Below are 14,271 nucleotides of genomic sequence, written 5' to 3' on the forward strand. Positions count from 1 at the left end.
ATCATGTCGCTCGCGGAACTGTCGCACCATGTCGGGCGTATGGACATTTGCCGGACGTCCTCAAAGGCACGGCGCAAAAGGGGCAACGCACGACAATGACGAAACAGCAGGCACATCATGTTCGGCGCATGTTGGGCCTGATCCTGCTGACCACATCCCCCCTGCCGCTGATGGCGCAGACCGCCACGCCCCCAGCATCGAGCACGCCTGACTCGAGCGCGGAAGAGCCGATCCTGCCCGACGACCAGTTCGAAGCGCGCCTGCCCAAGGTGGAGAGCAGCGATCCCGCCGCGCCGCTTCCGTCGATCGACAGCTGGATCGATCAGCAAATGCCGGCGCAATCCACCGCCCCCGCACAATTGCCGCCCGCGGCCGAACCCGCGCAGGAGTTGGAGCTCGCGCAGCCGCTGCCGCCGCTGGAGAGCATCACCGTGCCCGCCAACGAAGCATCGCAGGACGATCCCAACGCCCAGCTGCCCGAGGTGCGTTACGCCACCCGTGTCGAAGGCTTCGGCGAGACGGGGCTGGAGGATGAATTCCGCGACGAATCGGCGCTGTTCGATGGCGACGGCAAGGCCGACACCGCCGCCATGGTCCAGCAGCGCGCCGAGGCGGACCAGGAACTGGCCGTCCGCCTTCTCTACTCGCAGGGCTATTATGACGGCACGGCGCTGGCCAGCCTCGATCAGTCGGGCGATGGCGCATTGACTGCGGTCGTGTCGGTGACGCCGGGCAAGCGCTACAAGATCGGCGACATCGTCGTGACGGCCGGCCCGACCGTGCCGCCCGATCTGGTCCGCGCCAGCCTGCCGCTCAAGACCGGCGACTATATCATCGCCGCCGATGTCGAGGGTGCGGAGGCGAATGTCGCGTTGAAGCTTCCCGAAAATGGCTATCCCTTCGTCAAGGTGGGCCAGCGCGACATATTGCTCGATCCCGCGACGGTGACCGGCGACTATACGCTGCCGGTGGACACCGGCCCCCGCGCCAGCTTCCGCGCCATCACCACGAGCGGCGAGGATCAGGCATTCGGCGCTGACCATATGGAGGTCATCAAGCGCTACAAGCCGGGCGAACTCTACGACAGCCGCAAGGTCGACGATCTGCGCAAGGCGCTGGTGGCGACAGGGCTGTTTTCGAGCGTGGCGGTCGATCCGGTCCGCACCGGCGAGGCGGGCCCGGATGGCACCGAATATGTCGACCTGCATGTCGAACAGGATGCCGGGCCGCCGCGCACGCTGGCTGGCGAGGCGGGCTATGGCACGGGACAGGGTTTCCGCGCGGAAGGCACCTGGACCCACCGCAACCTGTTCCCGCCCGAAGGCGCGCTGATCCTGGGCGCGGTCGCCGGCACGCAGGAACAAGGCGCATCGGCCACGTTCCGCCGGTCCAATGCGGGCAAGCGCGACAAGACATTCCAGACCGGGATCACGCTCAACCACCAGAATTATAACGCCTATGAAGCCTTCACCGCCGGCATCAACATCGGCTGGGCACGGCAATCCACGCCGATCTTCCAGAAGCGCTGGACCTACAGCTATGGCGCGGAAATCCTGTTGACCAACGAACAGGTCGTGATCGATCCGACGACGGCGGCCAAGACCCGTCGCACCTATTTCATCGGCGGACTGCCACTGCAGATCGGCTATGACCTGTCGAACGACCTACTCAATCCCACCAAGGGCTTTCGCGCCAACCTGCGCGCCGAACCGGAGGGTTCGCTGCAAGGCAATTTTTCACCCTATATTCGTGCGACCTTTGACCTATCGGGCTATTATCCGGTGTCCGACAGCCTGGTGATTGCGGCCCGCACGCGGCTGGGCACGATCAGCGGCGTCGATCGCGACGAGATCGCGCCGTCGCGGCGCATCTATGCCGGCGGCGGCGGATCGGTGCGCGGCTTTGGCTATCAGGAACTGGGGCCCAAGGACGTCAACAATGATCCGATCGGCGGCCGTTCCGTCAACGAGTTCGCGGTCGAGGGGCGTTATCGCTTCGGCAATTACGGCGTTGTCGCCTTTGTCGATGCCGGCCAGGTCTATGAAAGCTCCATCCCGAAATTTTCCGACATGCGCTATGGCGTCGGCATAGGCGGGCGCTTCTACACCAATTTCGGCCCCTTCCGCGCCGACATCGCGATGCCGATCAACCGGCAACCGGGTGAATCCAAATTTGCCGTCTATATCGGCATCGGGCAGGCTTTCTGATGGCACAGGACGACACCCCTCCCCCCGCTCGCCAATCGGGCGAACCGGCGCCCGACGCGCCGACCGAAACCATCGTGGTGCGGGAAAAGCGGCCCTTGTGGCAGAAGATCGCGATCGGCGTTGCCGGCGTGGTGGTCGGCCTCCTGCTGCTGGTGGGCGTGCTGCTGCTGGGCCTCAACACCCAGCCGGGCAAGAAATTCCTGATCCGGCAGATCGCTGCGCTCCAGATGGAATCGGGGATGCAGATCGAGGTCGGCCGGATCGACGGGTCGATCTACAGCGACATGGTCATCCATGACCTGATCCTGCGCGATCCCAAGGGCGTGTTCGCCGTCAGCCCGCGCGTGCATGTCGTGTGGAAGCCCTTCCGTTATCTCAACAACCATATTTCGGTCAGCCTGCTGGAAACGCCGTTGGTCGTGCTGGCGCGCAGCCCGCAGTTCAACGTTACCGAAAGCGATCCCAACGCGCCGATCCTGCCCGACCTCGACATCGACGTTGATCGGTTGAAGATCGGCAAGTTCGTGCTGGCGCGGCCGGTGATCGGCCAGAAGCGGGAAATCGCGATCGATGGCGTCACGCACATCGCCGATGGCCGCGCGCAATTGGAGGCGAGCGCTCTCGTCGACAGCGGCGATCGGCTGCAAGCCAAGCTCGACGCGGTGCCCGAACAGAATCGCCTGGCGATGAGCGGCACGCTGACCGCGCCCAAGGGTGGCGTCATCGCCGCCATGTCGGGCCTGACCGACGGCATGACCGCGACGCTGGACGGCAAGGGCACCTGGCAGGCCTGGAACGGCCGCATCGTCGCGACGTCGCCCAAGGGCGAGCTGGCAAACATCGCGCTGGCGGCGCGCGACGGCAATTTCACGGCCAAGGGCCCGCTGCGCCCCGGCCTGGTCTTTGCCGGCACCATCGATCGCCTGACCGCGCCGCAACTGGACGTCGACCTGTTCGCCGGGCTCAACGAACGGCGCGTCAACCTCAAGGGGTCGGTCCGATCCCCTGCCATGACTGCCGATGTGCAGGGGCTGGTTGATCTTGCCGAAAGCAAGTTCAGCGGCCTGCGCATCAATGCCGCGCTGCTGACCCCGGGCGCGATCATGGAGAAGGTGAAGGGCCGCGACGTACGCGCCTCCATCATCCTCGATGGGCCAATGGCGACGCCCTTCATCGATTACGACATCAGCGCGAAGAGCATCGCCTTCGACGCCACGGGCATCGAGAATCTGAAGGCCAGCGGCCGCGCCGTCGTCGACGCCGACCGCATCCGCATTCCAGTCAATGCAACGGCGAGCCGTGTCACCGGCCTCAATGCCGCTGCCGGCGGACTGCTGCAGAATCTGCGGGTAAAGGGCGATTTCGCCTATGCCGCCGGCAAGCTGATCAGCGACAATCTCAAGATCGACAGCGACAAGGTGGACGCCACCGCCATCGTGCTCGCCGATCTGGACAACGCCATCTATCGCGGCGCGCTGAAGGGTCGCGTCAACGACTATCGGATCGATGGCGTCGGCATCGTCAACCTCAACACCGATGTCGAGCTGGTGCCCGGCCCCAAGGGCGGCTTCGGCTTGGCGGGTCGCTTCGGCGTGCGCACCGCGCGGTGGGAGAACGCGTCCGTGCGCGACTTCCTGGGCGGCAATGCCGTCATATCGGGCCGGATCGGCATGACGCCCGAAGGCAAGTTCACGCTCGCCGGCCTCAAGGGCGCGGCGCCCAACTTCACCATCCAGTCGGGGTCCGGCAGCTATGACACGGACGGACAGATCGCCTTCGACGCGACCGCATCGTCCAAGCAATATGGTCCGCTGGCGCTAACGGTGCGCGGCACGGTGGAGCGGCCGCAGGCGGTGCTGCGCGCGGCGCGCCCCAATGTCGGCGTGCAGTTGACCGACGTGGTGGCGAAGCTGAACGGCGAAGCCGCCGGCTATCGGCTCGAAGCGACCGGTGGATCGCCTTACGGCCCCTTCTTCGCCAATGTCCTCATCCGCACCGCCCAGGGTCCGCTGGCGATCGACGTCACCAAAGCGCGGTTCGCGGGCGTAGACATGAAGGGCCGCATCCAGCAAAGCGCGGCCGGGCCCTTCACCGGGCGGCTCGACATGAACGGATCGGGCATCACCGGCGCGGTTCGCCTGGCGGCCGTGGGCAAGGTGCAGGGCGTGGATTTCAACGCCACCGCGGCCAACGCCAAGCTGCCCGGTGACGCGGACATCATCATCGGCCGCGCCATCGTCAACGCTTCGATCCTGCTGACCGATCAGCCGCAGATCCGCGCCGATGCGCAGATCGGCAATGCGGCCTATGGCGATTATGTGGTGCGCAAGGCCCGCGCGAAGCTCGACTATCAGGGCGGACGCGGCAAGGCGCAACTGGTCGCGGACGGCTCCAGCGGCGTGCCTTTCTCTGTCGCGGTCAACGCGGCGCTGCGCCCCAACCTCTATGCCGTCGCGCTGCAGGGCAAGGCCGCCAATATCGACTTCCGCCTTGCCGAGCCGGCGATCATCCGGTCGGAAACCGGCGGCTATCGCCTGGAGCCGGCCACCCTGGTCCTGCCGCAGGGCAAGGTCGACCTTGCCGGGCGCTTTGGGGACGTGACGGCGATGCAGGCGCGGTTCAAGGATTTCGACCTGGCGATCGCCAACATGGCCGCGCCGGGCCTGGGCGTTAGCGGTCGCGCGACTGGCACGCTGGATTACAACCAGGCGGGCAGCGCATTTCCGACCGCGACCACGCGCCTGGCCATCAGCGACTTCCGGCGCTCCAGCCTGACCGCCGTGTCGGACCCGGTATCGATGAATATCGAGGGCAAGCTGTCCTCGACAGGTGGCGACATGCGCGGCCTCATCCGCCGGAGCAACAGCACCCTGGGCCGCTTCATCGCCACCCTTGCCCCGCCTGGCGCCGGCGCAAGCTGGAGCGAGCAGCTGCAAAATGCGCCTCTGGGCGGCGGCATCCGCTATGCCGGCCCGGCGGACGTGCTCTTCTCCTTCGCCGGCCTTGCCGACCAGCAACTGACCGGGGGCCTCGCCGTCGCCGCCGACTTCAGCGGGCGGCTCAGCGCGCCGCGGCTGAACGGCGTGGTCCGCGCCAACAGCCTGACCTATGAGAATGAGAGTTTCGGCACCCGCGTGACGCAGATGCGGCTCGACGGCCGCTTCACCAACGACCATCTCGAAATCCGCGACTTTTCCGGCCGTGCCGGCGACGGCACGGTGCAGGCGACCGGCGATGTCGGGCTGGCGGCGGACAGCGGCTTCCCGATGAACATAGCGATCAAGCTGGATCGCGCCCGGCTGGCGCGCAGCGAGGCGATCACCAGCGTCGTAAGCGGCACGCTCAACATCACCAACAGCGCCGCCAATGGCGGCCTGATCAAGGGCGACCTGCGCCTGCCAGAGACGCGCTACCGCGTCGCCTGGCAGGGCGGCACCGAGATCCGCCAGCTGACCGGCGTGCGGCGCAAGGGCGAAGGCACCGACCTGCTCGACCAGCGCCTGGCCGGCCGCAAGGCGGCCGCCGCGCCCAAGCCGTGGAAGCTCGACATTCGCGTGCGCGCAGACAACGAAATCTACGTGACCGGCATGGGCCTCGATTCCGAATGGAAGACGGACATGCGCGTCACGGGCACCGCGACCAATCCCCGCGTCGTGGGCGAGGTGGAAGTGATCCGGGGCCGCTACAGCTTCTCGGGCCACCAGTTCGAGCTGGAGCAGGGCCTGATCAGCTTCAACGGGCCGATGACCAACCCGACGCTGCAGATCACGGCCGAGACAAAGATCGACACGGTGTCCGCCGGCATCCGCGTGACCGGCAGCGCGCAGCAGCCCGACATCAGCTTCATTTCCACGCCCACCCTGCCGCAGGATGAAATTCTGTCGCGCATCCTGTTCGGCGACAATGTGGCAAACCTGTCGGCGGTGCAGGCCGTGCAGCTGGCGGCGGCGCTCAATGGGCTGCGCGGCGGCAGCGGCGGGCTCAATCCGATGGGCAAGCTGCAGGGCGCGACCGGGCTCGACCGGATCGGCATCGTCGGCGGCGACGAGGCGACGGGTCGCGGCACCAGCTTGGCGGTCGGTCAGCACATCTCCAACAATATCTATGTGGAGGTGATCACCGACTCCAAGGGCTTCACCGCCACCCAGCTGGAGATCGCCCTGTCCAAGACGCTGAGCCTGCTGTCGAAGACTGGCACCAATGCCGGATCGTCGGCCAACCTGCGCTATTCGAAGGATTATTAGGAAGGGCCGGAATAACCGGCCCCCCTTCCCTAGTCATTCATGCGGTCGCAGCGCCTGGTTCAAGCTGTCGAGCACGGCAGCGATCGGTTCGGTCACGGTAACGCTGCGCCCTTCGCCGAAGCGGATGCGCGTGCCGTCGCTGACTTGCGTGACGAAGGTGACTTGCGCGGGATTGACCGCCGTCTGGGTGCGATCGCTACCGACGAACATGACGAGCATGGCTTGCCTCTCCTTTTTATGGGAGCGGCAGAGTAGCGCGTTTCCCGATCCGCGCCAGACAGGATGATCAGGCGGCGCGGATCGCCGCGATGAAGCCGCCTGCTCGTTCGTCCAGTCGATGCGCCTCTTCAGACAATCGCCCGGCAACGTCGCGCATCAGGCGCGCGGCCTGCGCGCGGCCGGATGCATTGTCGCTGATCTGGCGTGCGCCATTGCGGATATGGTCGCTGGACTGCCCGGCTTCGGCGACGCTGTCGGCGATGGTGAGGCTGAAGGCCCCCTGGCGCGCGACGGCGTCGAACACCGCCGCGGACAGCCGATCGGCGCGCGCCATCGTCGCATCCATATGGGCATGTCCCGCCGCCACTTCGCCGATGGCGCCGCGAAAATGGTCGATCCGCCCCGAAATTTCGGCCGCGGCATCGCGCGTCTGCGCCGCCAGCGACTGAACCTCGCGTGCGACGACGGCGAAGCCTTCGCCGGCCGCGCCCGCACGCGCCGCTTCGATGCTGGCATTCAACGCCAGCATGCTCGTCGCACGTGCGATGCTGCCGATCAGGGCGACGACGGCGCCGATATCGTCAGCCTCCTGCGCGAGCGCTTCGCTGCGCGCGGCGCCGGACCGGCTGCGTGTCACGGCTTCGCGAATGGCCTCGCCCGCATCGCGAACTTCGGCCTCCATCGCAGCAAACAGCTGGCCCAGTTCCACGCCGTCGGCGGCGATGCCAGCCAGGCGATCGGCGGTCTGCGTCGCCGCTACGGCCATGGCAGCTGCGTCCGCATCATCAAGCGCGGCCCGCTCCGTGGCCTCCCCCGCCAGCGTGGCGAGCTGGTCCGCCATCACCACCAGATCGGCGATCAAGCGTTCGACGTCGCCACGGAAATCGGCGCTTTCCTGCGTGATTTTCTCGACACGTTCCGCACGCGCCAACGCAACGCGCGCATCCCTTTCTGCCGTCAGGCGCAGCAGCAGCGCGCCGCTCAGCACGCCCGCATAAGTGCCGCCATTGGTGACGATCAACCCTTCGCACCCGTCGCCCTGCGCCGCGAAGAGGTCAACCAGCGCCTCGATGTCGGTCGCGCGATCGGCGCTGGCGCACGGGCAGACATGATCGTCCAGCCGCCCACCAAAGCTGGGATTGCGCAGGAGCGCGTGGCCGAAGGGATTGAACAGGATGCGCCGCATGTCGCGCTCGTAGATTGCGCCGACCGGGCGTCCCTCCGCGTCCAGAACCGGAAGCAGGCGCAATGCCGCGTCGCGCTGAAAGAAATCGACGGCCTCACTGAGCGGCCTGCCGAGCCGAATCGCCGGAGCGTCGGCCGCAAGATGCAAATCGACAGGCGCAGGATAGGAGGCCGACGAGGGCGGAGTGAAGGGCAGCACAGTGGCGGTCATGCCCGTCCAAATAGCCCGCAATGGTAAACAGCCAGTTAGACGCAGGTTACAATTTTGTTACAGGCCTTTGTTTTTGCATCATTTTTTGAGAGCGCTCGGCCGATAGCCGAAGGCGTCCTGCGCGAGCTTCATGACAGCGGGGTCAGCATCCGGGAAATCCAGCGGAACCAGCGCCTCCAATCGGTCGGCGACATAGGTCAGCGCCGCGATGCGCCCAGCCTTGCGATTGTTATTGTCGATGATGTGCCAGGGCGCCTCTTTCCGGTCCGTCGCGCGGAACATGTCGTGCATAGCATCGAGATAGTCGGCCCGTCGGGCGCGGTTCCGATAATCATCGGCTCCAGTCTTCCACCGCTTCCAAGGCGTATCGAGCCGCTGCGCCAGCTGCTCATCCTGCGTGTGCTGGGTAATGTGGATGAACAGCTTGATGATATGGGTGCCCGCGTCGATCTGCTGCCGTTCGAAGGCGTTGATCTCGTCATAGGCGCGCGTCCATTCGCCTTTCGAGCAGAAGCCCTCGACTCGCTCCACCAGCACCCGTCCATACCAGCTGCGATCAAAGATCGCGATGTTGCGACTGCCGGGCAGCTTGGTCCAGAAGCGCCAGAGATAATGATGGTCCCGCTCCTCGTCCGTCGGAGCAGAGATGGGGTGGACCTGATAATAGCGCGGGTCCCAGTCGGCGGTCATCCGCTTGATGATGCCGCCCTTGCCCGCCGCGTCCCAGCCTTCGAACAGGATGACGCTGCGGCGATCATGGACGATGTGGGCGACCTGGATCTTGGCGAGCCGTTCCTGCAGCGCAGCCAGATCGGCGTTATAGTCGCCCTGGTATTTCTTCCCTTTTTCGTAATCCGACAGGTCGATCGTCATTGGCGCTCCTCCTCTCCGCGATACGAACCTCGTCCGGAACCGCGGAAAGGAGGATAACTCATGCCTTTGCCTGAGGCTCCACCACGCGGACATGCAGTTCGCGCAGCTGCTTGAACTCGGCGGGGCTTGGCGCGCCCATCAGCAGGTCCTCGGCACGCTGGTTCATCGGGAACAGCGTGATTTCGCGCAGGTTCTGCGCGCCGCACAGCAACATCACGATGCGATCGACGCCGGCCGCCATGCCGCCATGGGGCGGGGCGCCATATTGGAAGGCGCGATAAAGGCCGCCAAAACGTTCCTCCACATCCGCCTGGCTGAGCCCGACCAGCTCGAACGCCTTCACCATCGCTTCGGGCGACTGGTTGCGGATCGATCCCGATGCGATCTCATAGCCGTTGCAGACCATGTCATACTGATAGGCCTTGAGCGTCAGCGGATCCTGCGTGTTGAGCGCATCCAGACCGCCTTGCGGCATGGAGAAAGGATTGTGCGCGAAATCGATCTTCTTCTCGTCCTCGTCATATTCGTAGAAGGGGAAGTCCACGATCCAGCACAGTTCGAAGCGATCCTTGTCGATCAGGTTCAGCTGCTCGCCCACGCGGATGCGGGCGAGGCCGGCGAGCTTGGCGGCCTGGCTTTCCTTGCCGGCGGCGAAGAATACGCCGTCATTGGGGCCCAGGCCCAGCGCCGCGATCAGCTTCGCCGTCGCTTCTTCGCCATGATTCTTGGCAATCGGCCCGCCGGGCACGCCATCCTTGATATTGATATAGCCAAGGCCCGAATAGCCCTCGCCCCGCGCCCACACATTCATGTCGTCGAAGAATTTGCGGCTGCCGGCGCCAGCGCCAGGGGCGGGGATGGCGCGAATGACGCTGCCGCTTTCCACCAGGCTGGCGAAGATGCCGAAGCCCGAGCCAACGAAATGGTCGGTCACGTCCTGGATGAGGATGGGATTGCGCAGGTCGGGCTTGTCGCTGCCATATTTCAGCATCGCCTCGGCATGCGGGATGCGCGGAAAACTGCCGGCAGGCGTGACAGGCTTGCCGTCGGCGAAGGCTTCGAAGATCTGGGCGATCACCGGCTCCATCGTGTTCCAGACATCTTCCTGGGTGACGAAGCTCATTTCGAGATCGAGCTGGTAGAATTCGCCGGGCAGGCGGTCGGCGCGCGGATCTTCGTCGCGGAAGCAGGGCGCGATCTGGAAATAGCGGTCGAAGCCGGCCACCATCAGCAGCTGCTTATATTGCTGCGGCGCCTGCGGCAGGGCATAGAATTTGCCGGCGTGGATGCGGCTCGGCACCAGGAAGTCGCGCGCGCCTTCGGGGCTGGACGCGGTCAGGATCGGCGTCGAATATTCGGTGAAGCCCGCATCCTCCATCCGGCGGCGCATGTCGCGGATGATCTGCGTGCGCTTGACGATATTGGCGTGCAGCGTCTCGCGCCGCAGGTCGAGGAAGCGATAGCGCAGGCGGATGTCTTCGGGATAGTCCTGCTCGCCCGCGACCGGCAGCGGCAGATCGGCGGCGGCGGAGAGGACCACGGCGTCGAGCGCGCGGATCTCGATCTCGCCGGTGGGCAGGTTCGGGTTCACCGCTTCCTTGGCGCGGGCGACGACCTTGCCGGTGATGGTCACGACGCTTTCGGCGCGCAGCCCCTCGATCACCTGAAAGACCGGCCCGTCTACCTCGGTCACGATCTGCACCATGCCATAATGGTCCCGCAGATCGATGAAGACCAGATCGCCGTGATCGCGCTTGCGATGCACCCAGCCCGACACGCGGACCTCATTGCCGGCATCGGCGATGGTCAGGGCGCCGCAGGTGTGGGTGCGATAGGCATGCATGGCGTTTTGATCTTTCAGAATCGTTTTACGGAAATGACAAATTGTTGCGGCCCGGCTATGGGCTTGCCCTGTCGACCTTTCGACCAGCCCGCCGGACGCGGGCCAGCCCATAATAAGATCGAAGACCATATGCAAATTCATCCGCTGATTACCGACAGCAAGACCCTCGCCGATTTCTGCGCCCGCATCGCGAAATCCCCCTATGTCGCCGTCGACACCGAATTCATGCGGGAAAACAGCTACTGGCCCGATCTCTGCCTGGTGCAGGTCGCCGATTCCCACGAAGCGGCGGCGATCGATCCCAAGGCGCCCGGCATCGACCTCACCCCCCTGCTCGACCTGCTGGTCGATAATGAGGATGTGCTGAAGGTCTTCCACGCGGGCGGCCAGGATATCGAGATCGTCCATAATCTGACCGGCAAGACGCCGCACCCGATGTTCGACACGCAGATCGCGGCCATGGCGCTGGGGCTGGGCGAGCAGATCGGCTATGGCAATCTGGTCGACGCATGGCTTGGCGTGCAGCTGGACAAAGGCGCGCGCTTCACCGACTGGGCGCGCCGCCCGCTGGACAAGCGCCAGATCGACTATGCGATCGGCGACGTCACATATCTGATCCAGATCTTCCCCAAGATGCTGGAGGAGTTGAAGAAGACCGGGCGCGGCGACTGGCTGGACCAGGAAATGGAGCGGATCAGCGATCCGAGCAATTACGAGAATGATCCGGCCGACGCATGGAAACGTGTGCGCATCGCCAGCCGCAAGGCCGATGTGCTGGGCCGGCTGAAGGCGCTGGCCGCCTGGCGCGAAATGGAGGCGCAGGACAAGAATCTGCCGCGCGGCCGCATCGTCAAGGACGAGACGCTGGCCGACATCGCCAGCCATCCGCCGCGCGGGCAGGATGATCTGGGCAAGGTGCGCGGCCTGTCCGCCACCTGGAAGACCAACGACATCGGTGCGCGGCTGATGAGCGCGATCAAGTCGGCGCAGCCGCTCGACCGGGACGAAATGCCCGAACGCGACCCCAAGCGGCCGGGCCTGGGCAAGGACGGCGCGCTGGTCGCCGACCTGCTGAAGCTGCTGCTCAAGATCCGTTCACGCGACATCGATGTGGCGGCGCGTCTGATCGCGCGCAGCGATGATATTGACGCGCTGGCGGCCGGGGTGCGCGACGGGCTGTCGATCCTGGAAGGGTGGCGCTATGAACAATTTGGCCGCGACGCGGTTGATCTGGTCGAAGGGCGGCTCGCCTTCGCGGTCAAGGGCGGCCGGCTGAAGATGACGCGGACCGAGTAGGAGAGACGGCGATGCGCATGGCACTGACGGGATGGATGGCTCTGGCCCTGGCGGGTTGCGCCGGGACGAACGGGCCGGGCCCCCAAACCCCGCCGACCGCCGCCGAGGGGCAGTGTCGGCATGACGGCCTCGATCGGTTCGTCGGGCAGAAGGCGAGCGCCGATATCGGCGCGCAACTGCTCGCCGCGTCGGGCGCCAAGACGTTGCGCTGGGGCGGCCCAGGCATGGCGATGACCATGGATTTCCGCCCGGATCGGCTGACGGTCAGCTATGACGAGGCGATGACGATCACATCGGCGCGCTGCGGGTAAGGGCTTCCCGCGATCATCGTCGAGCCTGACCGCATGAATGCCGCCGCCGACCTCGCCATTCGCATGGCCCGCGCCGCCTTCAACCGTGCGCTCGCCGGCGCCGACCTGAAGGCGATCGAGCCGGTGCTGGCGCGCGACGCGATCCTCGTCACCGGGTCGGACAGCCCCGTGCTGGCCGGTCGCCGCGCGCAGCTTGCCGCCTGGAAACGGGAATTCGCTTCCGCCGACCGCCTGATCTACATCCGCACGCCCGATCGCATCACCCCCTCGCCGGTCGAGCCGATCGCAATGGAGGAGGGCGCGTGGCAGGGCGTCGCGGTCGATAGCGGCCGCCCCCTCGCCACCGGCCGCTATTGCGCCAAATGGCGCGAGGTTGCAGGCGGCAGTTGGGTGATCGAAGCGGAAATCTTCGTCACGCTTGGCTGAACCGACCTTTTAGAGTTCCAGCCCGATCAGCGTGCCGCTGCCGATGCGGTCGACATGGCGCTTGCCATCGATCTGCAGCCAGTCGGGCGTCACCTCCAGCCGCCGCCCGCGAATGGTCGTGCGCAGATGCTCCACCGCGATGCGATTGCGCGCGACGATCCGCAGCACGCAGAGGCCATCGCCCCGCGCCGCCATCATCGAATAGCGATCGCCGCGCAGCAGGAAATGCCAGCTGCCATCGGTGGGTTTCCATTCATTGCCGTCGATCACCTGCATCGCTTCGCCATCGGGCGCGCCCAGCCGCACGCTGATCCGGGTCGCGCCATTGGTCCGGCGGGGCGGCGCGAACATCAATATCGGTTCGCCATCCAGTGTGATCGGGATCGGCGTGTCGCGCAGCATCCGCGATCCGCCGACGATCAGCTGCGGCAGTTCCGCCGAAAAGGGCAGGCGATCGCGCGCGAAATGGCGTTGGCGCACAACGGGGTTGGCGTGGAAACTGTGCACCTGAGTCGCGGTCAGCCGGCCTTCCTCCACCAACCCATGGCAGGTCGGGCACAGGATCGTCGCGCCGGGGCCATCCGGCAATCCCAGATAGCGATAGATGGTGACGCCGCAGCGCACGCAGGCGAAGCCGCAGGCCTGGCGAATTTCCGCGCGCTGTTCCGCCGTCAGATCCGGCAAGGACGGCATCACTCGCAAACCCACCATGGCGACACCCCTTTGCAGCCCCGTCCGCCCGGTGCGAACAGGTGATCCTGACATGGCGTCCTCACGGTCGGGGCTCTGGCGGCCCCCATGGTCCTGCTATCGTTGAAATATATGCGCCCAAGTCAAGGGGCTGCACGAAATAGTCTATCGCTGCGGCAACAGGTCCACGTTACGCGCCGCCGCAATGGCGCGGATGCGATCGGGCCGCGGCATGTTCTTGATCGCGATTTCGGCATAATCCCCCGCGCTGAACAATTCGACATGGCCGACGCCGAAAATACGCTGGCCTAGCGTCTGGGTGATGCGCACAGAGCGGATGCTCGACAGCGCGATTTCCGTCCGTTGCTTGGACAGCAGTCCCTTTTCCATCAGCACTTCGCGATCGGACAGAGCCAGCCGCTCGCCCTTGTGCAGCACCCACCATATCGCGATCGCCACGATACCGACCACCGACACGAGCAGCAGGATGAACAGCAGGGGATGCGCCCGGAACATCGCGGGATGCTCGTCATACAACCAGGTGTCGCTCATGCCGCCTCCAGCGCGCTCCGCCCGTCTTTCACCATGGCCGCGCCCCGTTCGTCAAGCGAGCGAAGCAAGGGCGAGGCCTCCCCTTTTCTTCCGGCCGGCAAGCCGCGGTTCAGCCTCACCATTACATTTTGCGACAAATTTGTCGGGCAAATGCCAGAATCTTGCGACAAGTAACGCCTAGGTCAGCATCAGGCTTGTCATTTCCATATAGGGG

11 protein-coding genes are annotated in these 14,271 nt (G+C 65.5%); 5 read left to right on the forward strand and 6 right to left on the reverse strand.

Annotated features, from left to right (window positions below; genetic code table 11):
- Positions 1 to 128: 128 nt before the first annotated feature.
- Together ACGGKE_RS09375 and ACGGKE_RS09380 are read left to right on the forward strand one after the other, a co-directional pair.
- Positions 129 to 2,207: a BamA/TamA family outer membrane protein gene (locus ACGGKE_RS09375; protein WP_394437267.1), complete on the forward strand. Its 2,079-nt coding sequence runs from the start codon at positions 129 to 131 to the stop codon at positions 2,205 to 2,207.
- Positions 2,207 to 6,451: a translocation/assembly module TamB domain-containing protein gene (locus tag ACGGKE_RS09380; protein WP_394437269.1), complete on the forward strand. Its 4,245-nt coding sequence runs from the start codon at positions 2,207 to 2,209 to the stop codon at positions 6,449 to 6,451. Before ACGGKE_RS09375 ends, ACGGKE_RS09380 begins: the two co-directional genes overlap by 1 nt.
- 33 nt (positions 6,452 to 6,484) lie before the next feature.
- Here the strand turns inward: ACGGKE_RS09380 and ACGGKE_RS09385 are convergent, their stop codons facing one another.
- The 4 genes from ACGGKE_RS09385 to aspS form a co-directional block, all read right to left on the reverse strand.
- Positions 6,485 to 6,670, reverse strand: coding sequence for a hypothetical protein (locus ACGGKE_RS09385; RefSeq protein ID WP_228164832.1), 186 nt, complete (start codon positions 6,668 to 6,670; stop codon positions 6,485 to 6,487).
- Between the two features lie 67 nt (positions 6,671 to 6,737).
- Complete coding sequence (locus ACGGKE_RS09390; RefSeq protein ID WP_394437272.1) at positions 6,738 to 8,066, reverse strand: methyl-accepting chemotaxis protein; 1,329 nt, start codon at positions 8,064 to 8,066, stop codon at positions 6,738 to 6,740.
- 78 nt (positions 8,067 to 8,144) lie between these two features.
- Entirely contained in the window at positions 8,145 to 8,939 is a 795-nt protein-coding gene (locus ACGGKE_RS09395) for a polyphosphate kinase 2 family protein (RefSeq protein ID WP_394437274.1), read from the reverse strand.
- 58 nt (positions 8,940 to 8,997) lie between these two features.
- Positions 8,998 to 10,782 (reverse strand): aspartate--tRNA ligase, encoded by a 1,785-nt coding sequence (gene aspS / locus ACGGKE_RS09400; RefSeq protein ID WP_394437276.1) that lies wholly within the window; start codon positions 10,780 to 10,782, stop codon positions 8,998 to 9,000.
- Between the two features lie 129 nt (positions 10,783 to 10,911).
- On the opposite strand from aspS, the gene rnd reads away from it, so the two are divergent.
- From rnd to ACGGKE_RS09415, 3 genes are read left to right on the forward strand one after another with little or no spacing between them, the layout of a single operon-like run.
- On the forward strand, positions 10,912 to 12,078 hold the full coding sequence (gene rnd, locus ACGGKE_RS09405) for a ribonuclease D (RefSeq protein WP_228164837.1): 1,167 nt from the start codon (positions 10,912 to 10,914) through the stop codon (positions 12,076 to 12,078).
- 11 nt (positions 12,079 to 12,089) lie between these two features.
- Positions 12,090 to 12,389, forward strand: coding sequence for an I78 family peptidase inhibitor (locus ACGGKE_RS09410; protein ID WP_394437279.1), 300 nt, complete (start codon positions 12,090 to 12,092; stop codon positions 12,387 to 12,389).
- Between the two features lie 33 nt (positions 12,390 to 12,422).
- Positions 12,423 to 12,815 (forward strand): YybH family protein, encoded by a 393-nt coding sequence (locus ACGGKE_RS09415; RefSeq protein WP_394437281.1) that lies wholly within the window; start codon positions 12,423 to 12,425, stop codon positions 12,813 to 12,815.
- Between the two features lie 9 nt (positions 12,816 to 12,824).
- On the opposite strand, the gene ACGGKE_RS09420 is transcribed toward ACGGKE_RS09415, so the two are convergent.
- Together ACGGKE_RS09420 and ACGGKE_RS09425 are read right to left on the reverse strand one after the other, a co-directional pair.
- A complete protein-coding gene (locus ACGGKE_RS09420; protein ID WP_228164840.1) occupies positions 12,825 to 13,526 on the reverse strand; it encodes a hypothetical protein in 702 nt (233 codons plus the stop codon).
- Between the two features lie 144 nt (positions 13,527 to 13,670).
- Positions 13,671 to 14,057 carry a PH domain-containing protein gene (locus tag ACGGKE_RS09425; RefSeq protein ID WP_228164841.1) on the reverse strand — a complete coding sequence of 129 codons (387 nt, stop codon included), beginning with the start codon at positions 14,055 to 14,057 and terminating at the stop codon, positions 13,671 to 13,673.
- Positions 14,058 to 14,271 lie beyond the last annotated feature (214 nt).

This window comes from Sphingobium naphthae (assembly GCF_043589935.1).
Lineage (GTDB): Bacteria > Pseudomonadota > Alphaproteobacteria > Sphingomonadales > Sphingomonadaceae > Sphingobium > Sphingobium naphthae_A.